Here is a 20,227-nt window from a genome sequence, read left to right on the forward strand (position 1 = left end):
AGGTCAAACAATAACAATTGGATTTGAAAGTATGAAAGCAGATGATATAGGAATTACAACTCAAATAAAGATTGATTCACAAAAAGATGCAGAATTTGCAATAAGTGCTATAGATGCTGCAGTATATAAAGTATCGGCATTCAGGGCAAAACTTGGTGCAGTTCAAAACAGACTTGAACATACAATTAAGAACTTAGGAGTAGCATCAGAAAACTTAACAGCAGCAGAATCACGTATCAGAGACGCAGATGTTGCAAAGGTAATGGCAGAGTACACAAGGCAGCAGATCTTGTTGCAGAGTGGAACAGCAATGTTATCACAGGCAAATCAATTACCACAACAGGCTTTACAATTATTGAGATAATAATATTTAATTTAATAATTCAATCCAGGCGTAATAAAAGGGCGAAGGGATTCGCCCTTTTTCTTTATATAATAAAAATACAAAAACCCTCCAATAGGAGGGTTTTTGTAATAAATATCAATATACCTTTGATTTTTTGATCCAGTTAATAACAATAGGACTTGCAATGTAAAGTGATGAATATGTACCAACTATAACACCTATTGCAAGACCAAATGCAAATGGAGCAATTGCCTTTCCGCCCCAGAGAAGAATTGGCAATACAACAAGGAATGTTGTAATAGATGTATTTAATGATCTAACAATAACTTCGTTTATACTAATATTAACTATTTCTTCTATATCTTTTTTACCTCTTAATTTCTTCATATTTTCTCTGATTTTATCATATACAACAATAGTATCGTTTAATGAATAACCTGCAAGTGTTAGGAATGCTGCAATGGCTGCTACATTAATTTCAATGCCGAATAATGAATAAAAACCAAGAGTAATTATTATATCATGTGCAAGAGCAATAATAGCACCTACACCAAATGAGAATTTAAATCTTAATGTGATGTAAGCCAATAATAATACTAAAGAAATAATAACAGCATACCATGCATATGACTTAATTTCTTCTGCAGCATAACCTGAAACATCGTTGAATTCAAGAAAATCTATTGTTATGCCTTTTTCTTTAAATGAATTTTTCATTGTTTTTATTAAGTTTTCCTTTAATGCTGTGGAACCTGATAATGATTCTTTTAAAACAATTGAATATTGAAATAAACTTGCATTTTCAACATTTAGGTTTTTGAGTTTTACTATCTTTGCTGTTGCATAGTTAGAATTTATATCTGTTAATACATTTCTTATTTCATCTATTTTTAATTCTTTGTCAGCTGAAATAACAAATTCTGTTCCACCGGCAAAATCAACACCGAGATTAAAACCTTTTGTAAATACAAAAATTAAACTTGCCAATATTAATAATAGAGAGAGCGTTATAAATAGTTTTCTTTTTCCAACGAAATCAATCATTAGTTTCCCTCCTTTACAGCCGTTTTCTGGTACTTCTTCACGTTGATTAGATGACTTGTTGTTTCAAGAATAGACCTTGATACAACGAGGTTTGTAAACATACTACCAAGAACACCAATAATTAAAGTAATAGCAAATCCTCTTACTGTACCAGTTGCAAAGTAGTATAATACAACACCGGCTAATACTGTGGTTAAGTTAGCATCAAATAATGTCCAGAAAGCCTTATCAAAACCAAATCTAACGGCTGTTAGAGGAGGTCTTCCGTGTCTTAATTCTTCTTTAATTCTTTCATAAATAATAACATTACCATCAACTGTTGTACCAAAAGTTAAGATAATACCAGCAAGACCAGGTAATGTAAGAATTGCGTGTGTTCCGGCTAAAACACCGAGTAATAATACAGAGTTGAATATTAAAGCAATATCTGCAACTACACCCATCCAACCATAGAATACAATCATATAAACCATAACAACTGCAAGTCCTAATAAACCTGCTTTTACTATTGTTTCAACAACATCTTTACCCAATGTTGGTCCAGTTGTTCTTTCCTGGAATTTAACAAGATCTACAGGAAGATTTCCAGCTTTAATTAAAGCAGCAACATTTCTTGCTTCGTCAATAGTCTGAATTCCTTCAATAACAGCAGAACTGCTTGTTATTTTCTGGTTAACAACTGGAGCAATTATAACTCTGTTATCAAGAATAATAGCCAATCTTTTTCCTACGAGATTACCTGTAATTAATTCGAATTTTTTGCTTCCCTGTGAACTGAATTTTAAGTTAACAAGAAAACCTTTTTCTCTTGTGTTGATATCTGCATTTGCATCAACAACATCTGTTCCTGTAAATTCAAATGGTTCTTTACCAAATGTAAATATCTTCTGTACTTTATACCATGTTGTTTCATCATACATATCTCTTACATAATCATATAAAGGTTCATCTTTTCCATTTATGGTTACATATCTATTTCTTCTAATTTCAGGTTTTGCATCTGAGGTTTGAACATCAATAACTTCGGCAAAATATAATTTACCTCTACTACCAATTAATTTTTCTGCTGTTTCTATGTCTGTAATACCGGGGATTTCCACCCTAACCCTTATTTTGTTTCCACTAACAACTTTTGAAACAACTGCTTCTGTATATCCAGCTGCATCCAATCTTTTTCTTAATACGAGGATAACGTTGTCAATAATTTCGTTAGGATCTGTTCCTTCATCCAGCTTCATATCATATTCAAGCATACTTCCGCCTTTAATATCAAGCCCGAGCTTGATATTTGAAAAATACTTTAAAATACCTTCTTCGTTGTTGTTAGTGCCTGTTGGCCAGAAAAACATCAATAAAGCTGCTACAAAAACAAGTACTGAAACGGTTACTCTAACTTTGTGTGCTTTCAAGAAAATCTACCCCCTTGACTATTTTTTGCTGTTTTCTTTATTATCTTCTTTGTTGGATTTTGATAAAACTGCTACTACAGAATTTTTTGTAATATCAAGTTCTGTTCTATCTGCAGTTCTAATTCTTATGAAATCGTTGTTTATGTTTACAATTTTACCAATGATACCTGATTGTGTAAGGATTTTATCATCCTTTTTTAACTTTGAGATCATTTCTTTGTGTTTCTTTTCCTGTTTTTTCTGTGGCATTATAATTAAGAAATACATTAAACCAAACATAAGTAATAATGGGAATAGTAACCCCCAAATACTTCCTGTTTGCGCTGTTGTTGCGGTTTGTGGAGCCGCAGCTGCTTCTGGTGGACCAAATAATAAAATTTCTTTTATGCTATTAAAATTCATGAAAACTTCACCTCCGATATATTTTTTCTACAATATTATAACACAGAATTATGATTTCTGAAAATTTTTGTGGTATAATTCTACCAGGATTTCTTAAAAAAATATAGAAAAATTTAATGACGAAAAAATTAAGGGGGTTGATTATTATGGAACTTTTAAAAGAATTAGAAAAGGTTATTGAAAATCTCGCAGAAAAATATAAAAAGGTAAAAGAAGAAAAAGAAGCCTTAAAAAAGGAAAATGATGAATTATATGCTGAATATGAAAAATTATCAAGAGAAAGAGATGAATTGAAATCACAACTTGAAGAATTAAAAAGAAAAGAAGAAGAAACAGAAAAGTATATTCAGGAAATTAATTATAAGTTAAAGGAAATTATTGGTGATGAAGTGGAAGAGGTTGTAAATGAGGTTGTTGAAGAAACTGTTGAAAATCCTTCTGCAGAATCTCACGAAAATCAGGGATATGAAGAACAGAAATGGTAAAATTTTAGGCGGTGACATTTGTGGGAGATAAGAGGCTGAAAAAAATACATTTTGATTTCCTTGGACAAACATATGAATTTCTTACTGATGAACCGGAAGAAATTGTAAATGAAATTCTTGATAATATAAAAAAAGATGTTGAAAATATATACAGTCAAGCAAGCAATATGGAGCCTGTGCACATATTGCTTTACCTGCTATTAAATGAGCATCTTGAAAAGATAGAATTAAAGAAAGGATTAAAAAAATTAATTTCCAAAGCCTCTGATGTCTCCCGCAAAAAGGAATAATGGGGTGTAAACAATGAAAATAGGTTTTTTTGATTCTGGAATAGGCGGATTAACCGTATTAAAAAAGGTGGTCGGGAATTTTGGAGGCCACCAGTATTTTTATTTTGGAGATACATTAAATGTTCCTTATGGTTCAAAACCTGTAAATAAAATAATATCTGTATTAGAGGAGTTGTTTGAATTCTACGATTCAAACAACCTGGATATTGTTATTGCTGCATGTAATACATCGGATTCTTTAATCACTCGTGGATATATGAATATGAATAAATATAATTTTAAGTATATTAGCATATTAAAAAATGCAGTAAGGTCAATTAAAAAAAATGATGAAGTTTTATTGCTGGCAACTGAAAATACTATTAATACGGGAACATATAGAGAATTAATATTGTCAAAAGATGTAAAAAAGCTTAAAGAGATTCCATGTCCTTTATTTGTACCATTAATAGAAGAAGGGATCTGGCATGGACCCATAGCAGAGTCTATAGTAAATTTTTATTTGAAAAATCAAAAAAAATTTAGTAAAATTTTGTTAGGATGTACCCATTATCCAATATTGGAAAAACACATAAAAAAAGCAGTAATAGGAGAAATAATTGACCCAGCTGATTATATAGTTGATTATGTAAGAAATGATATTCCGTATTTTAATGATATACCGCAAATTACTTTTTATGTTTCGGGATATATTAATAAATTTAAATACAATGTTGAAAGAATTTTAGGGAAGAATAATTATAAAATTTCATATATTCATAAAGTTTTTGGGGAGATGGGGGTGGAAATATGAAACAGAGAAATGTATTGTTGATTACCGGTTTGTCCGGGGCAGGCAAAACAACTATTTTAAAGATACTTGAAGATATAAAATTCTATACAGTTGATAATGTTCCACCACATCTAATTGAAGAATTTATGAATATGATTTTGGGAAGTACCGATATAGAAAATATAGCTTTTGTTAGTGATATTCGCTGGAATGCACCTGATGAATTGAAAAAAGCAGTATTAAAGCTTCAAAAGAAAAAAAATAAAAATATAGATTTCAGGGTAATTTTTCTTGATTCATCACCTGAAACAATAAAAATAAGATTTAAAAAATCAAGAAGGAAGCATCCTTTGCAGGATTTACAACCATCACTTGAAAAAGCAATAGAAAAAGAAATTGAATTAATGACACCAATAAAGGAAATTTCTGATATTATTATAGATACTACCAATCTTGAACCCAAAGATTTTAGAGAAAAGGTTCTTGAATTAATAGAGCAAAAGAAACAGAAATATTCCACAGCTGTAAAGATAATAAGTTTTGGTTTTAAATATGGAGTTCCAAATGATCTGGATTATTTATTTGATGTTAGATTTTTATCGAATCCGTATTATATAAAAGAATTGTATGTTTTAACCGGGAAGGATAAGGAAATACAGGAGTTTCTGGAACATTTCCCAGAAACCAATGAAACTTTTGAAAAAATATTTGATTTTATTTCAAAGGTTCAGGAATGGTATTCTTCAACTGGACGTGTTTCAATTAATGTTGGAATAGCATGTACAGGTGGAAAACATCGTTCTGTATATATTGCAGAAAGATTATACTCAGCATTAATTAAAAAAGGTGTAAAAGCTTCTATTGAACATAGAGATATTAATAGGTGATAAAAATGTCTGTTTTTTCTGAAGAGGTAAAAATGGAATTGATAATGTCGAAAATAGAATATCCTGAAGTTGAATTATATGGATTTATAAAAGGAAAAGGAAGTTTTGTTATTGAGGAAAATAACAGATATTTAAAAATATCAATTTCTTCAATGAATACTTTAAAAAGATTATATAAAATTTCCAAAGAAATATTTGGTGAATGGATAACAACTTATATAAAGAATGAAAAACGCTTACATATTGGACGAATGGGGGAATTGATTTTTAATTTGATGCATGCTAAAATGATTTTTGAAGAAAAGGGGATAGATTTATTTTCAGATAAAGTGCCTGAATATATATCAGATGATCCATATATTTTTGGTATATTTTTAAAGGGATTATTTTTAAGTTGTGGTTCGGTTTCCATTACAAAAAATTATCATCTTGAGTTTTATTCAGATTTTTCTGAGGAGTTTGCGCAAATTATAATAGAAAATTTACAAAATCTTATTGGAATCAAAGCCAATTATATAACAAAAAATAATAAAATAAAGATATACGTGAAATCGTCTAAGGATATATTGAATACACTTGAATTACTTGGAGCCCACAAATCAGTGGAAAAGATATCAAATACAATAAAAGTTCGCGAATTAAAAAGCAATGTCTCGCGAACCTTTAACTTTATTTCAGCAAATGCGACAAAAACAGCAGAAAGCGCTTCTAAACAGATTGAAGATATAGAAATAATAGCTGAAAAGATGGGGCTGGAAAATCTTCCTGATGATTTAAGAGAAATAGCTCTTTATAGATTGGATAATGAAAGCGAAAGTTTAAGTGAAATGGCAGAAAGTTTGAACATTTCAAAATCTACGCTTTATTATAAAATGAAGAAAATATCAAAAATTGCTTCGAAAATAAAAAGGGGTGAAATAGAATGAAATGCCCTTACTGTGGACATGATGAAACAAGAGTGCTTGATTCCAGAACAATTGCAGATGGAACTGTTACAAGAAGGCGTAGAGAATGTTTAAAATGTAATAGTAGATTTACCACATATGAACGATATGAAATGCATAAGGTTTTTGTTATAAAGAAAAATGGAGAAAGAGAATTGTTTGATAGACAGAAAATTTTAGATGGATTAATCAAAGCATGTCATAAACGTTCAATAAGTTATGAACAATTGGAAAATGTTGCAGGTCAGATAGAAGAAGAAATTAGAAAGATGGGAACTTCTGAGATAGAAAGCGCTAAAATAGGAGATCTTGTGATGAAAAGGTTAAAAGAATTGGATCATGTTGCATATGTAAGATTTGCATCGGTATATAAGGAATTTGGAGATTTAGATCATTTCGTTAAAATAATCAATGATTTAAGAAAAAAAGAAGAAAATAATTAATTAAGGAGGTTCAAATATGGTTCCAGGAGAAAAAATACAATTAACCAGAGAAGGTTATGAAAGTCTTGTTAAAGAAAAAGAAGAGTTGAAAAATAAATTGATGACAGAAATTGCAGAAAGAATTAAAGAAGCAAGGGAATTGGGAGACCTTTCAGAAAATAGTGAATATGAAGAAGCAAAGAATGAACAGGGTAAAATAGATTCAAGAATTAAAGAAATTGATTATATACTTGAAAATGCTGAAATAATTGATGAGTCAGAAAGTAACACTGAAGAGATAAATCTTGGGAATACTGTTATAGTTAGAGATTTATCAAAGAATATAGAAGAAACATATAAAATAGTTAATTCTCAGGAAGCAGACATTTTTTCAGAACCAAAAAAGATCAGTTCAGATTCACCATTAGGTAAGGCATTGTTGAAAAAGAGGATAGGAGATAAGGTAAAGTTCAAAACTCCATCTAATAAGATAAAGGAACTTGAAATTATTGCTATATTGAAATATGGAGGTGCTTGATTTGAGCGACGTAAGAAAACAGAGATTAGAATTAATTGAAGAAATTAGAAAAGAAGGGAAGAATCCTTACCCTTACAGATTCGATAAAGAAATGAAAGTTGAAGAAATTAAAGAAAAGTATGGAAATATTGAATCTGGTGAATTAAAAGAAGAGGAAGTTTTTAAATTTGCCGGAAGAGTAATGTCAATTAGAAAACACGGTAAATCAGCATTTTTGGTTTTAAAAGACGATACAGGAAGAATTCAGGCGTATATTAGAAAAGATAAAGTTGGAGAAGAAAAATTCAATGAATTTAAGAAATATATGGATATTGGAGATTGGGTTGGAGTAGAAGGATTCCCATTTAAAACTCATACAGGTGAGTTAACAATACTTGTTCTTGATTTTGAAATTTTATCAAAAGCATTAAGACCATTACCGGAAAAATGGCATGGTTTAAAGGATAGAGAAGTTAGATATAGACAGAGATATGTAGATATGATAGCAAATGATGAAAGTTTAAAAACTTTTGTTACAAGATTTAAAGCAATTAGGTATATCAGGGAATTCTTATATTCGAAAGGGTTTACAGAAGTTGAAACACCTACATTACATCCAATACTTGGTGGTGCAAATGCAAGACCATTTGTAACACATTTAAATGTTTATGATGTTGATATGTATTTAAGAATTGCACCAGAATTATATTTAAAGAGATTAGTAGTTGGTGGAATGGAAAAGATTTTTGAAATTGGTAAGAATTTTAGAAATGAAGGTGTTTCATATAAGCATAATCCTGAGTTTACAATGATGGAATTGTATCAGGCTTATGCTGATTATACAGATATGATGAGAATAACAGAAGAAGTATTATCATATGTTGTTGAAAAAATCCACGGAACAACAAAGATTGTATATGATGGTGTAGAGATTGATTTTAAACCTCCGTTTAAAAGAGTAAAAATGAGAGATTTTATAAAAGAACATCTTGGTGTTGATATATTAGAAGATCCAGATGAAAAGTTGTCTCAGGTATTAAAGGATCATGGTGTGGAAGTGGAATTTGAAGATAAAGCACATTATATAGATGAATTATGGTCATTGGTAGAGGATAAAATTGTACAACCAACATTTGTTTTAGAACATCCTGTTGAAATTTCACCTCTTGCAAAAAGACATAGGGAAGATCCAAGGGTTACAGAAAGATTTGAATTAATAATATATGGAAGAGAACTTGCAAATGCATTTAGTGAATTAAATGATCCAGTTGATCAGCTTCAGAGATTTAAAAAACAGGTTGAAATGAAGGAAAAAGGTGATGAAGAAGCACAAATGATGGATCTTGATTTCATTAGAGCACTTGAATATGGATTACCTCCAACAGGTGGATTGGGAATAGGTATAGACAGATTTATTATGTTCTTAACAGGTGCTGAAACAATCAGGGATGTTATCCCGTATCCAATTGTTAGACCAATGAAATTTGAAGATGAAGAAAAATTAATGGAATCCGACGAATAAAATTAACTTTATTTAAATATTAATTTCATCTTTTTGTATATAATATATACGGTATAATTTTCAAAAAATAATAAAATAAAATAACATAAACAGGAGGCTGATGAAAATGGCAAGAGTATGTGAAGTGTGTGGAAAAAGACCAACAGCTGGAAACTATGTTGCTCATTCAAAGGTAACCACAAGAAGATGGTGGAAACCAAATATTCAAAAGGTTAAAGTTGTTTTAGAAGATGGAACAATTAAGAGAATGAATGTATGTACAAGTTGTTTAAAGGCTGGTAAAGTAAAAAGAGCAATATAACAAAAATAATAATGCCCCTTTTGGGGCATTTTTTTATTAAATATATAGATTAAAATCTACGATTAATAAAAGGATAGAGTATGATTTAAATAGAAAAATATATTAGTATGTATAATTGGAGAACTATGATTAACATTAAAATGATATAATTACAAAAAGGCGGGATAGAATGACTTACAACGAAAATGTATTTATCGAAAAAGTTAATCTAAGAAAATTACTGTATCCTGGGGATTTAATAGATGTTGAATTTCCCGAACAACATATTGTAGCAAATAGCAGAATACTTGATATGAGTTTTCAGAAAAGGATCGCAGTAATACTTCCACCTTATCATAAAAATCGAAAGATAGAAACATATAGCAGGGAAAAAATAATAATTAGATTTTATGATTTTTCAGCGAGTGTTTTATTTAAATCTCATATTTTAAAAAATAGTATGGAAGGTATTATTATCTATCTTCCACGTATTGCGTATAGAATTCAAAAAAGAATGTTTTTTAGAGTTTCCATAATAAGAGAGGGGATATTACTTGATGAAGAAAATAATAAAAAAATTAGATTTGAGACAAGGGATTTTAGTGCTGGTGGAATGCAAATTATAACAAAAAGTACGCTGGAAAAAGATAAAAGATATATATTAAAAAACCTGACAATAACAGATGATTTAATACTAGAGGATATTGAAACGATGGTTGTTAGAAGTTTAGGGCAGAATTTATATAAAGAAAATATATATGGAATGAAATTTTTAAATGTTAATTATAAACTGGAGAAGAAAATAGTAAGATTTGCTAATTTATATTCGATAAAAGCAAGACATGGTGCTGTGGGGGAATAATAATGGCGAAGAAGAAAGGTTATTATGGTTATATAGAATTATTTATTATATATACATTAATATTAATCGTTGACATATATGGAAAATATTTTGGATATGCGTTTATTGATCCAAATCCGTATTTTATTTTTTCTTTGTTTATAGCTATAAGATATGGTATTAACCTTGCGCTGGTTTCAGGTTTTTTAAGTACAGCATATCTCTTTTTTTCATTATATATTCAGGCAAAGGAAAATTTTACGGGGCTTATAGTTAGCTGGCAAATTTTAAAAATACCGCTTTTTACATTTTCATTGAGTTTTATAATAGGTTTTTTTAGAGATATGTATATACAGGAAATTGAAAATAGAGATGAAAGAATAAAGGTTTTAAATGAAAAGGTAAAAGATCTTGAAAATGAAATTAGAAAATATAAAAACGTTACTGTAGATCTTGAGAAAAAGCTTGTTCTTGAAAGAAAGGGAGTTTCACTATTAGTTGAAAGATTAAAGGAAATAGATTATGAAAGTGCAGAAGATATATTTAACGAATCCATAGACCTTATCTTTGATTTTATTGAAGCTACGACAGTTTCAATTTACACGTTAAGTAAAAATAATTTTTTAAGAATGAGAGTTAGAAAAGGGCCACAGTATCTTCCAAATTCATTTGATATTGAAAAATCTGTCGTTATCTCAATGGCAAAAGAATTTGGTGCTGCAAATGTAAATGTTCTTTATCTTACAGAAATGGAGTATAACTTTGAGTTTGAACCGGCAATGGCTGTATCTATTTCAGCTGGAAAGAATATTCTCGGTTTTGTTATTATTGAACTTATTGATCCAGAAAAGGTTAATAAAAATACAGAAACATATTTAAAGATATTATCAGACTGGCTTAGCACGTTGTTAATGGCATCTAAAGAATTGGCAGAATCAGATGAGGAAATGTTTATAAAACCATATGAGGAGTTTGAAATTACCCTTAAATACATAGAAGAGAGGAGAAAACGTTTTGAAATTCCTTATTCTATAATTTATTTTACAGTTACTCAAAATGTTGAAATAGAAAAATATAGAAAGATAATTAGAGATACAGACTTTGTTTTTTATGATCCAGAAGATAAAAAAGGCGCTATTATTTTAACATCATGTGGTAAAACAGGATTAAAAAGAGTTCTCGAAAATATTGAAAAAATAAAAAGCATAAAGGTTTTGGAGGCTTATTCAAAAGAATGAAAATGCGAAAAGAAATTATAATACTTATCCTTTCTATATTATCTGGAACTTTAGGGTTAATTTTTATAATAAAAAATAACAAATATGGCTATTTATTTATAGCCATATATTTTCTTTTAGCAATAATTATTTCGTATTCATATAAAAAAAGATATTCTGATATTTTTAAAAAACTTCCTTTTTTTGTTCTTTTCTTTCCGTTTTTTCCTTTTATTCAATATTTGCAGAATATTAAAATAGAATCCAGATATAAACCAGTTGAAATATCAGAAAAAAAAGAAGAGGAAAGCGAAAGGGTAAATTTTTCTTCGGTGGATCTTGCACCGTTTATGATAGTTTTAAAATACGGTGATCCTGAACAAAGAAAATTTGTTGTAAGATTGGTGTATGATGCAATAAAAAATGAAGCTATAGATTTTTCTACAGGGATTCATTTATTAAATGAAGCAATAAAAATAGATGAACATCCTGATGTAGTGTTATATGCATCTGATGCAATTACAAATCTTGAGAATTTTCTTATTGAGAAGATATCATATTATTATGAAAATTTAAATACGCTGGAGGATTATATAAATTTTGGTAAATTTTCATATTACTATGCAAAATCTGGATTTTTAGCAGGAGAACATAAACAGGAAATCTTATGGCAAAGTGCTTTAATACTCAGAACAGCAGTTCATGTGTTTCCAGAAAGTCCGGAACTAATATTATATCTTTTAAAAACGCTGGAATTATTAGAGGAATATAATGAACTGGAAGAGGTACTTGAAGATAAAATAAAAAACTTCAAAGCACAAAAAATAATGGAATATGCTATATTTTATTATATAAAACGAAAAAAGCCAAAGAATGTTCAAAGATTGGTGTCTGATTATATATTATTGGGTTTTAAACCTGAAAGTGAAGCATTAAAATTCTTATTGGGAGGATAAATTAAAATGAAAGAAAATCTTAAAAAGATATTTAGCGCATATAATCTTTTATTTGCAGTAGTTCTGGGATTGATATTTCTTGTAATAATAATAAATAAAAATGCCAATACATCTTTAAGTTCCAGGCAAATAAATGATTTTCCGTGGAATAAAAGAAGTGTGTATATAAAACAACTTGAATTATTATCAAAATTAAAACATATATCTTTAAATGATGAAAATGTATTAACTTATATTAATCAGCTTATATTGATATCAAAAAACCTTGAGGATAATAAAACTCTTGAATATGCACATGATCTAAAAATAAAATATCTTTTGAGCCATATAAAACAATTATTGGAAGATTCAAAAAATTATGAGTATATAGATGATTTATCCTTTAATGAAAAGGTTTCTCTGTATCTTTTAACAAAGGATGAAAGGTTAATGAATTACATAATAGAAAAATCAAATGAATTTGAAAAAATAAAATTTTCTAAAATTCTCGAAGTATTAACAGAACATTGAATTGAGGGGAAAATATGAAAGTAGGAATAATATTTGAAGGAACATATCCATATGTTACAGGTGGGGTATCCAGCTGGGGAAATACTTTAATGAAATCAATGAAAGACGTTGATTTTTGTGTAATACAAATTGGGGATGTTCCTAAATTACGATATCCAAAATATAAATTTCCAGAAAATGTTGTAGACTATTTTGAATACTTTTTATTTGCCAAATATGATTTTTCCAAAAAGAAAAAAATTCCTGATGATTTTTTAAATAAATTGGGAAAGATTATTATTTATCCCTTTGACGAAAGGGTTATGGCTCAGAAATTGTATAATTTGTTTAAGGATTATTCCGATTATGATTTTACTTCTATCTTAAAGACAAAATATTATTGGGAAACAATGCTAAACTTCTATAAATCATATATTCCATATGAAAACTTTACAAATTATTACTGGACATTGCAATCAATGTTGCTTCCTTTTTTAAACTCCATGACAGTAGATCTTCCAAAATGCGATGTTTATCATACAATTACTACTGGTTATGCTGGAATTAGTGCAATTATGAATGGTTTGAAATACAATATTCCTGTGATTTTGACAGAACATGGTATATATCACAGGGAAAGGCAATTAGAAGTATTAAAGGCAAATTGGATAAAGGATGAATATAGAACAGCATGGATAAAATTATTTAATACTATTAGTTCTCTGGTATATAAAGGATCAAAACAGATAACAACATTATTTAGCAAAAATCAAATGTTTGAAAAGGAATTATGTGAAGATGAATCCAAAATGCAGGTAATCCCAAATGGCATAGATTACGATAGATTTTCAAAATTAAAATATAGAGAAGAAAAAGATCCGTTTATTGTAGGACTTGTTGGGAGAGTAGTTGAAATAAAAGATATAAAAACGGCGATAAAAGCAGCCAAAATGGTCAAGGAAAAAATAAAAAATTTTAAATTGTATATAATAGGTCCAACAGATGAAGAGAAAGAATACTATGAAGAATGTAAACAGATGATTAGATTGTTTAAATTGGAAGATACTATAGAGTTTACAGGTAAAGTAAATGTTCTTGATTATTATCCTAAATTAAATGTATTATTATTATCAAGCGTTAGTGAAGGACAGCCGCTTGTAATTTTAGAGGCATTTGCAGCTGGAATTCCAGTTGTTACAACAGATGTTGGTGCATGTTCAGAAATGATATATGGATCTAAAGAAGATATAATAGGTGATGCAGGAGTTGTTGTAAAACCTAAGGATTTTGTAGGATTAGCTGAAGGAATTATTAAACTATATGAAGATGATGAGTTTAGATTAAATGCTTCAAAAATTGCAAGAGAACGGGTTAAAAGACGATATAGACTTGATCAAATGATAAAGAACTATAAAAAATTATACATATCGGCGGTGAAATAATGGCTGGTGTAGGTTTTAGACTTACAAAGATGTTTCATAAAGGAGGAGTATCAACAGATTTACTTGCAATAGCCTATTCCGTTGTGGTATCTTCCGGACCATGGATAATCACAACAACATCTTTATGGATAATACTCAATATAATGAATATTAACAGCATGTACTTTAATATAGGAATAGTATATTCTTTTGTGTTTTCCATAATAATATCCGGTCTTGTTGTTATGTTTGAATCACGAAGATTATCGGATTTAATATATTTAAAAGAATATAAAAAAATATTGCCTGAAGTATTTGGAATTATCCTTTATGCATCTCTTTTTACGATAATATTATTGGCTATATTTTTTCTTATTAATCCTCATGAATGGTGGTTTATTTTTTCTTTCTCTTATTTAACTATTTCTTTATTAATATTATGGATAATTTCCATAGCTTCTATTTCAACAGATGCTGTAAACTGGTATATTCTTGCATATATAGTTATGGGATTTTCATCTATTATATTATCTAAAATTCTTGGAGATGAAAATAATCAAATAGGGTATTTAATGGGATTTGCGTTTGGTGTTAATATAGGTAGTTTTATTCATTATTTAATTATTATATTTCATTTTGGAACAAATATAGAAATTTCTGTTGAATGGATACATGATTTAAGAAAATACTGGCAGAATATATTTATTGGAGTTACATATTATCTGGCATTATGGGCAGATGATTTTATTACATGGACATCTCCTATTTATGGTGAAGAACCATTAAAAGGATTTCATTTTTCATATATATATGATTATCCTATGTTTCTTGCATATTTAACGATAATTCCAACTGCTACTATGTTTATTTTAATTTTAGAGACAAGATTTTATAAAAAATACAAATTATTCTATGATTCGTTGATAAATGGTTATAATTATTCAGAAATAGAATTAAGAAAAAAAGAAATGTTTAAGGAATTAAAATTGAACATATCCCTTACAATAAAAGTTCAGGTTGTAATTACATCCATTCTATTAATGTTTAATGAATTAAACTTATTACCATTTGTAAGTGAAATATCCAAACCTATTTTAAGGCTTGGATTCATAGGTGCAATGATGAATTCTTTTTATTTAATGATAATGCTATTATTATTATATTTTGATTTTAGAGATGATGCCCTGAAATTAAATCTATTTACTCTATTTTCAAATATAATATTAAGTTTTATATTTGTTGATAAAATTGGATATTATTCTCTTGGAGCAGGATATTCTATAGCTTTTACTCTTGGAACTTTTATAGGATATAAAATATTAATAAAAAAAGTTGATGATATAATAAGAATAGAATATTTTAGACAGGAAATAGGAGTTGAAGATGGTTTTTATATGCATTTTAAAGATATAAAACATTTAATGGAGGAATAATATGAAAAAGAAAATTTTATTATTAATATTAATTATTATTGCGGTTTTATCCTTTTCTCAAAAGGAACTTTTATTGCTATATAAACAATCAGAAAACTATGGTGAAATGATGTTTAAATATCATATTATTCCTATTCTGGAAAAAAATAATATTAGATACGAATTAAAGAATGTTGAAGAGATGAATTATTATAAGATAACAAATGAAAAGTATTTTGGAGTAATTACATGGTATTATTCTTCTGAGATGGCTAAGCCCGAATTATATTTAAGGCAACTGGCAACATTTGTTGAAAATGGAGGAATATACTTCTTTTTTAACAATATAGGTGCAAGTGCAGATATTTCGGAAATGAATAATTTATTAAATAAAATTGGTGTTCAGTATAAATATGGATATAGAGAATTAGAAGATTATACAATTGAATGTATTTCAGACTATTTTTTAAAAAAACCGGATAGTGAATATAAAGTTCCTGTTGAAAAGTATATTACCTTTGACAATCATATGGAAAATATATTAACCTATAAAATTGACAATGAAGAGTATCCAATGATATTTCTGACAGATAATGGTGGTGCCGCAATATTCAATAGTTTTGTTGATAAAAATGGAAATCTCATAATCAATATTAATAAACTTATACATAGATTTATAAATCATGAAGTTGGAACATTGAATAAATTTTTGATAGTCAATACAAAATACGACAATCAAAAATACCTGGATTCTCAATATGAAATAAAAAAGATATTATTATATGCAAAACAAAATTTTGATGTGATAAGCGTAGAACAATTTTATAAACTCTCTTTCTTTGACCTTATTCCATATAAATATATAATATGGAATACAGATGCAAAATATGTTGAAACAAGAACAATAAAGAAATTTATAAATAGTGGGGGAACATTTATATATTCCACACAATTATTTAATACGCCATGGAGCAGCTATGTAAAAGAAGATAATATCAATATAAACAAAATTTCATTTACAAAAGACTTATTCCCTTTAACTAATACAGCAACAGAATCATATATAAATATGTATTTTGAATTAAATTATCATATAGACTTACCGGGAAATATAAAACCTCTGGCATTTTTCTGTGGAGATGGAAAAAGTGTTCCGGTGATATGGTATCAAAAAGAAGGAAAGGGATATAGAAGTTATATAAATCCAGATGTATATTTAAAGAATATAAGAGGATTGATTTTTCAGTCAATAATGTCAATGCAAAAAAATAGCATAAGTGGATTTTTGAATTCATTTATGTTCTATATAGATGATTTTCCATTGCCATCATACAATGTTGTTCGTGCAAAGATTAATGGGAAAGACATCACAGATGATGAATATTACTATACAATCTGGTGGCCGTCTATAAAGAAATTTTCCAAAGAATTCAATATTAAATATACCTTTGTTACACCTCTAAGTTATAATGGTTCAAGCAATCCACCATTTGAATTTTCGGAATTTTTAATGAGTAATACCAATTCTCCGTTAAAAGCACTTAGAGAAATAGATAAATCAGAGTTTGAATTAGGATTACATGGTTATAATCATAATTCATTAACAAAAGACAGATGGCCAAATCCAAACAATATATTACTCAGTTTAAGAGCAGCAAAAACATTTATAGAAAAAATATTGGGACATCCAATAGAATTATCAAGTTATGTTGCTCCTAATAACATAATAGATGAGTTTGGGGCAAATCAGCTTTTAAAAGCAATTCCGGAAATAAAAACAATAGGTACATCATATGAAGCAAAAGATGAATTTTCTGAGTATAAGATTATAAATAATTTTACACTTGTAATTCCGAGGTCTACATATGGATATTATCCTTTAAAAAGAATATATATAGCTACAATAAATACACTTGCAAATTTTGGTGCATTTCAGCATTTTATTCATCCTGATGATTTATTTGATAAAGGTCGAAATCCGGAAAATAAAACATGGATGGAGATGTACAGCAGTTTAAGGACATTCTATTTAACTATTAAGAAAAAATTCCCATGGTTAAGAAATCATACAGCTTCAGAAGCATATCAAATATATTTTGATTATTTAACACAAAATGTAAAATATAAATGGAATGGAAATAATTTAACAGTTGTAATTCCTGATTCTTCCATATTTCCAAAGTATTTTTATGTAAAATCCCAGAGTGGTATTGATGATATTATAAACGGAAAAATAATTGACTATTATCCAGAATCAAAATTATATGTTATTGAAATGGATGATAACATTATGAATATAAAATTCAGTGGAGATGATAGTTATTATGAAGGGCAGAATAAGAAAGGAAATAATCGCTAAAAGGAAAAATCTTTCTAAATTAGAATATGAATCAAATAATAAAATAATCGTTGAAAAAATATATAATTATTTAAAATCCAAAAATTTCAAAACAATAGCGATTTATTATCCATACAGGAAAGAGGTAAACGTATTAAATTTAATGGAATTATTCAAAGATAAGATATTCCTTTTTCCCAAAGTAATAAGCGATGAAAAAATGATTTTTATTCCTGTTAATGATATTAATGAACTGAAAAAAGGAAAGTTTGGAATAATGGAACCAGAAGGGACGGAATATACTGAAGATATAGATATTTATATTGTTCCAGGAGTGGCATTTGACCTTGATTTATATAGATTAGGATATGGTGGAGGATTTTTTGACAGATATTTTTCAGTACACAAAAAAACTCAGTTAATAGGAGTTGGATTTGACTTCCAGATATTAGAAAAATTGCCTGTTGATGACCATGATATACAGATGAATCTTGTGATAACTGAAAAACGAATTTTAGGAGGATAAAGATATGAAAATAGGGCTTGTGCAATTTAAACCGGAATTATTTCAGGTAAAAGATAATATAGAAAGAGCGATAAAGTTAATAGAAAATAAAGAAGCAGACTTGTTTGTATTTCCGGAACTGACATTTACAGGTTATACATTTAATACACATACAGAAGTTGAATGGGTTGCTGAAGATAAAAATGGTTATTCTATCACAACATTTAAGAAAATAGCTAAGGAAAAAAATACCAATATAGTTTTTGGATTTGTTGAAAAAGACGAGGGTAAATTGTATAATTCTTCTGTTTTAATAAAAAGTACAGGAGAAACAAGAATTTATAGAAAAACACATTTATTCTATGAAGAGAAGGTGTTTTTTGAAAAAGGGGATACAGGGTTTTGGGTAGAGGAAGTTAATGGAGTAAAAGTAGGACTTGCAATATGTTTTGATTGGTTTTATCCAGAATCATTTAGAACGCTTGCATTAAAAGGTGCACAGGTTATAGCGCATAGTGCCAATCTTGTTATGCCATATTGTCAGGAAGCAAATAAATTCCGCTCTCTTGAAAATCATGTGTTTATAGTAACCTCAAACAGATGGGGCGAAGAGATAAATGCATTAAATACAAATAATTTTACTGGTATGAGTCAGATAACCAATCCAAAAGGAGAAGTAATAATTAGATTTCCGGAAAAAGGAGATATGGTGAAAGCTATTGAAATTAATCCTGAAGAAGCTAATAACAAGCAATTAAATAAATTGAATAATATCTTCGAAGACAGGAGGCCGGAATTTTATTTCAATGGATAGAATATTTATAGTACTTTTAATTTCGGTACTCACGATTCCTTTTTTAATGCCGCTATTTATTGAAAAACAGGAAGTTCCTGTTATCTATCAGCTTGGTAATGTTGATATAAATGAAATTACATTATATTACAAACCAGAATATATAATAATTGATTATTCACATGATGGTAGTGAAAAAAACAAATTTTCCAGATATGAAATACGAAAGTTACAAACAAATGGAAGTACAGTTTTGTCTTATCTCAGCGTAGGAGAAGCAGAAGACTACAGGTTTTATTGGGAAAAATGGTGGAATAATAATCCTCCAGATTTTATAGGTGAAGAGAATTCAAAGTGGCCTGGTAATTATAAGGTAAAATACTGGCATTGGGAATGGAAGGAAATTATGCACCAATATATAGATAAAATAATAGATCAGGGATTTGATGGAGTTTATATAGATCTTGTTGATTCATATTTATATTGGGCTGACCGTGGTTATGATATATATGCAACAGCAGAAGAGATGATAAACCTTATAGCAGATTTATCAGAATATGCAAAGAGTAAAAGGAAAAATTTTAAAATATTTGTTCAAAATGCGGAATCCATAATTGATTATGATTATAACGGAAAATATATGGAATCTATAGATGGATTGGGAATTGAGAGTTTGTTTTATATAAAAGGGAAAAAACGGAAAGAAAAACAAATAGATTATAGATTAAATTATATAATGAAGTTTAAAGAGCATAATAAAACAATTATAGTGATAGATTATATTTATAATGAAAAAGAATCAGATATAGAGAAAGTAAAAGACTTTATTTCCTTATGTGAAGAATATGGATTTTTAGCCTATCCTGCAACAAAAGACCAAAAATTATATACTATATCGCCAGGAATAAAATATTTTAATCAAAATAAATAGAGAA

At 28.4% G+C, this 20,227-nt stretch carries 23 protein-coding genes; 20 read left to right on the forward strand and 3 right to left on the reverse strand.

All coding sequences use genetic code 11. From position 1 onward, the window contains the following. Positions 1-364 (forward strand): flagellin (locus tag XO11_RS08880; protein ID WP_254873323.1); only part of this gene is annotated, 364 nt, incomplete at its 5' end. Between the two features lie 117 nt (positions 365-481). Here XO11_RS08880 and secF read toward each other — a convergent pair. Genes secF through yajC form a run of 3 tightly spaced genes read right to left on the reverse strand, consistent with a single transcriptional unit; the run spans position 482 to position 3,201 of the window. Then, a complete protein-coding gene (secF, locus tag XO11_RS08885; protein ID WP_014297260.1) occupies positions 482-1,390 on the reverse strand; it encodes a protein translocase subunit SecF in 909 nt (302 codons plus the stop codon). Then, the gene (secD, locus tag XO11_RS08890) at positions 1,390-2,799 is read right to left on the reverse strand and encodes a protein translocase subunit SecD (protein ID WP_075780731.1); all 1,410 of its coding nucleotides are present in this window, start codon (positions 2,797-2,799) and stop codon (positions 1,390-1,392) included. Before secD ends, secF begins: the two co-directional genes overlap by 1 nt. Positions 2,800-2,817: 18 nt before the next feature. Further along, a complete protein-coding gene (yajC, locus tag XO11_RS08895) occupies positions 2,818-3,201 on the reverse strand; it encodes a preprotein translocase subunit YajC (RefSeq protein ID WP_014297262.1) in 384 nt (127 codons plus the stop codon). Between the two features lie 146 nt (positions 3,202-3,347). On the opposite strand from yajC, the gene XO11_RS08900 reads away from it, so the two are divergent. From XO11_RS08900 to XO11_RS08990, 19 genes are all read left to right on the forward strand, one after another. Further along, a complete protein-coding gene (locus XO11_RS08900) occupies positions 3,348-3,686 on the forward strand; it encodes a hypothetical protein (RefSeq protein ID WP_014297263.1) in 339 nt (112 codons plus the stop codon). A gap of 20 nt (positions 3,687-3,706) precedes the next feature. Continuing rightward, on the forward strand, positions 3,707-3,976 hold the full coding sequence (locus XO11_RS08905) for a hypothetical protein (protein ID WP_014297264.1): 270 nt from the start codon (positions 3,707-3,709) through the stop codon (positions 3,974-3,976). Positions 3,977-3,989: 13 nt separating this feature from the next. Further along, positions 3,990-4,769, forward strand: a complete 780-nt coding sequence (murI, locus tag XO11_RS08910) for a glutamate racemase (protein ID WP_075780732.1) — start codon at positions 3,990-3,992, stop codon at positions 4,767-4,769. After that, the gene (rapZ, locus tag XO11_RS08915) at positions 4,766-5,635 is read left to right on the forward strand and encodes an RNase adapter RapZ (protein ID WP_014297266.1); all 870 of its coding nucleotides are present in this window, start codon (positions 4,766-4,768) and stop codon (positions 5,633-5,635) included. Before murI ends, rapZ begins: the two co-directional genes overlap by 4 nt. 32 nt (positions 5,636-5,667) lie before the next feature. After that, the gene (gene whiA, locus XO11_RS08920) at positions 5,668-6,561 is read left to right on the forward strand and encodes a DNA-binding protein WhiA (protein WP_014297267.1); all 894 of its coding nucleotides are present in this window, start codon (positions 5,668-5,670) and stop codon (positions 6,559-6,561) included. Then, positions 6,558-7,022, forward strand: a complete 465-nt coding sequence (nrdR, locus tag XO11_RS08925) for a transcriptional regulator NrdR (protein ID WP_014297268.1) — start codon at positions 6,558-6,560, stop codon at positions 7,020-7,022. The genes whiA and nrdR overlap by 4 nt, the downstream gene beginning before the upstream one ends. 16 nt (positions 7,023-7,038) lie before the next feature. Next, positions 7,039-7,539: a transcription elongation factor GreA gene (gene greA / locus XO11_RS08930; protein WP_014297269.1), complete on the forward strand. Its 501-nt coding sequence runs from the start codon at positions 7,039-7,041 to the stop codon at positions 7,537-7,539. 1 nt (position 7,540) lies between these two features. Further along, positions 7,541-9,040 (forward strand): lysine--tRNA ligase, encoded by a 1,500-nt coding sequence (lysS, locus tag XO11_RS08935; protein ID WP_014297270.1) that lies wholly within the window; start codon positions 7,541-7,543, stop codon positions 9,038-9,040. A 106-nt stretch (positions 9,041-9,146) separates the two neighbouring features. Beyond that, positions 9,147-9,341: a 50S ribosomal protein L28 gene (rpmB, locus tag XO11_RS08940; RefSeq protein ID WP_014297271.1), complete on the forward strand. Its 195-nt coding sequence runs from the start codon at positions 9,147-9,149 to the stop codon at positions 9,339-9,341. 169 nt (positions 9,342-9,510) lie between these two features. Beyond that, the gene (locus XO11_RS08945) at positions 9,511-10,182 is read left to right on the forward strand and encodes a flagellar brake protein (RefSeq protein WP_075780734.1); all 672 of its coding nucleotides are present in this window, start codon (positions 9,511-9,513) and stop codon (positions 10,180-10,182) included. A gap of 2 nt (positions 10,183-10,184) precedes the next feature. After that, positions 10,185-11,399, forward strand: a complete 1,215-nt coding sequence (locus tag XO11_RS08950) for a hypothetical protein (RefSeq protein WP_014297273.1) — start codon at positions 10,185-10,187, stop codon at positions 11,397-11,399. Further along, a complete protein-coding gene (locus tag XO11_RS08955; RefSeq protein ID WP_075780735.1) occupies positions 11,396-12,334 on the forward strand; it encodes a hypothetical protein in 939 nt (312 codons plus the stop codon). Before XO11_RS08950 ends, XO11_RS08955 begins: the two co-directional genes overlap by 4 nt. Positions 12,335-12,340: 6 nt before the next feature. Further along, positions 12,341-12,844, forward strand: a complete 504-nt coding sequence (locus XO11_RS08960) for a hypothetical protein (RefSeq protein WP_014297275.1) — start codon at positions 12,341-12,343, stop codon at positions 12,842-12,844. Between the two features lie 14 nt (positions 12,845-12,858). Continuing rightward, positions 12,859-14,265 (forward strand): GT4 family glycosyltransferase PelF, encoded by a 1,407-nt coding sequence (pelF, locus tag XO11_RS08965; RefSeq protein ID WP_175418511.1) that lies wholly within the window; start codon positions 12,859-12,861, stop codon positions 14,263-14,265. Beyond that, on the forward strand, positions 14,265-15,677 hold the full coding sequence (gene pelG, locus XO11_RS08970) for an exopolysaccharide Pel transporter PelG (RefSeq protein ID WP_014297277.1): 1,413 nt from the start codon (positions 14,265-14,267) through the stop codon (positions 15,675-15,677). Before pelF ends, pelG begins: the two co-directional genes overlap by 1 nt. A gap of 1 nt (position 15,678) precedes the next feature. Continuing rightward, positions 15,679-18,015 carry a DUF2194 domain-containing protein gene (locus tag XO11_RS08975; RefSeq protein WP_175418512.1) on the forward strand — a complete coding sequence of 779 codons (2,337 nt, stop codon included), beginning with the start codon at positions 15,679-15,681 and terminating at the stop codon, positions 18,013-18,015. After that, positions 17,981-18,520 (forward strand): 5-formyltetrahydrofolate cyclo-ligase, encoded by a 540-nt coding sequence (locus XO11_RS08980; protein WP_175418513.1) that lies wholly within the window; start codon positions 17,981-17,983, stop codon positions 18,518-18,520. Before XO11_RS08975 ends, XO11_RS08980 begins: the two co-directional genes overlap by 35 nt. A gap of 4 nt (positions 18,521-18,524) precedes the next feature. Continuing rightward, positions 18,525-19,313 (forward strand): nitrilase-related carbon-nitrogen hydrolase, encoded by a 789-nt coding sequence (locus tag XO11_RS08985; RefSeq protein WP_014297280.1) that lies wholly within the window; start codon positions 18,525-18,527, stop codon positions 19,311-19,313. Then, positions 19,306-20,223, forward strand: coding sequence for an MJ1477/TM1410 family putative glycoside hydrolase (locus tag XO11_RS08990; RefSeq protein WP_175418514.1), 918 nt, complete (start codon positions 19,306-19,308; stop codon positions 20,221-20,223). The genes XO11_RS08985 and XO11_RS08990 overlap by 8 nt, the downstream gene beginning before the upstream one ends. Positions 20,224-20,227 lie beyond the last annotated feature (4 nt).

It is taken from the genome of Marinitoga sp. 1138 (assembly GCF_013363265.1).
GTDB lineage: Bacteria > Thermotogota > Thermotogae > Petrotogales > Petrotogaceae > Marinitoga > Marinitoga piezophila.

Excerpts from the sequence above, each read along its gene's own strand:
- pelG (WP_014297277.1), top strand. The coding sequence starts at position 14,265 with ATGGCTGGTGTAGGTTTTAGACTTACAAAGATGTTTCATAAAGGAGGA.
- yajC (WP_014297262.1), bottom strand. The coding sequence starts at position 3,201 with ATGAATTTTAATAGCATAAAAGAAATTTTATTATTTGGTCCACCAGAA.
- XO11_RS08980 (WP_175418513.1), top strand. The coding sequence starts at position 17,981 with ATGAAGGGCAGAATAAGAAAGGAAATAATCGCTAAAAGGAAAAATCTT.
- pelF (WP_175418511.1), top strand. The coding sequence starts at position 12,859 with ATGAAAGTAGGAATAATATTTGAAGGAACATATCCATATGTTACAGGT.
- XO11_RS08950 (WP_014297273.1), top strand. The coding sequence starts at position 10,185 with ATGGCGAAGAAGAAAGGTTATTATGGTTATATAGAATTATTTATTATA.
- XO11_RS08955 (WP_075780735.1), top strand. The coding sequence starts at position 11,396 with ATGAAAATGCGAAAAGAAATTATAATACTTATCCTTTCTATATTATCT.
- XO11_RS08945 (WP_075780734.1), top strand. The coding sequence starts at position 9,511 with ATGACTTACAACGAAAATGTATTTATCGAAAAAGTTAATCTAAGAAAA.
- rpmB (WP_014297271.1), top strand. The coding sequence starts at position 9,147 with ATGGCAAGAGTATGTGAAGTGTGTGGAAAAAGACCAACAGCTGGAAAC.
- secF (WP_014297260.1), bottom strand. The coding sequence starts at position 1,390 with ATGATTGATTTCGTTGGAAAAAGAAAACTATTTATAACGCTCTCTCTA.
- murI (WP_075780732.1), top strand. The coding sequence starts at position 3,990 with ATGAAAATAGGTTTTTTTGATTCTGGAATAGGCGGATTAACCGTATTA.
- greA (WP_014297269.1), top strand. The coding sequence starts at position 7,039 with ATGGTTCCAGGAGAAAAAATACAATTAACCAGAGAAGGTTATGAAAGT.
- rapZ (WP_014297266.1), top strand. The coding sequence starts at position 4,766 with ATGAAACAGAGAAATGTATTGTTGATTACCGGTTTGTCCGGGGCAGGC.
- XO11_RS08985 (WP_014297280.1), top strand. The coding sequence starts at position 18,525 with ATGAAAATAGGGCTTGTGCAATTTAAACCGGAATTATTTCAGGTAAAA.
- XO11_RS08900 (WP_014297263.1), top strand. The coding sequence starts at position 3,348 with ATGGAACTTTTAAAAGAATTAGAAAAGGTTATTGAAAATCTCGCAGAA.
- XO11_RS08975 (WP_175418512.1), top strand. The coding sequence starts at position 15,679 with ATGAAAAAGAAAATTTTATTATTAATATTAATTATTATTGCGGTTTTA.
- whiA (WP_014297267.1), top strand. The coding sequence starts at position 5,668 with ATGGAATTGATAATGTCGAAAATAGAATATCCTGAAGTTGAATTATAT.
- XO11_RS08990 (WP_175418514.1), top strand. The coding sequence starts at position 19,306 with ATGGATAGAATATTTATAGTACTTTTAATTTCGGTACTCACGATTCCT.
- XO11_RS08960 (WP_014297275.1), top strand. The coding sequence starts at position 12,341 with ATGAAAGAAAATCTTAAAAAGATATTTAGCGCATATAATCTTTTATTT.
- nrdR (WP_014297268.1), top strand. The coding sequence starts at position 6,558 with ATGAAATGCCCTTACTGTGGACATGATGAAACAAGAGTGCTTGATTCC.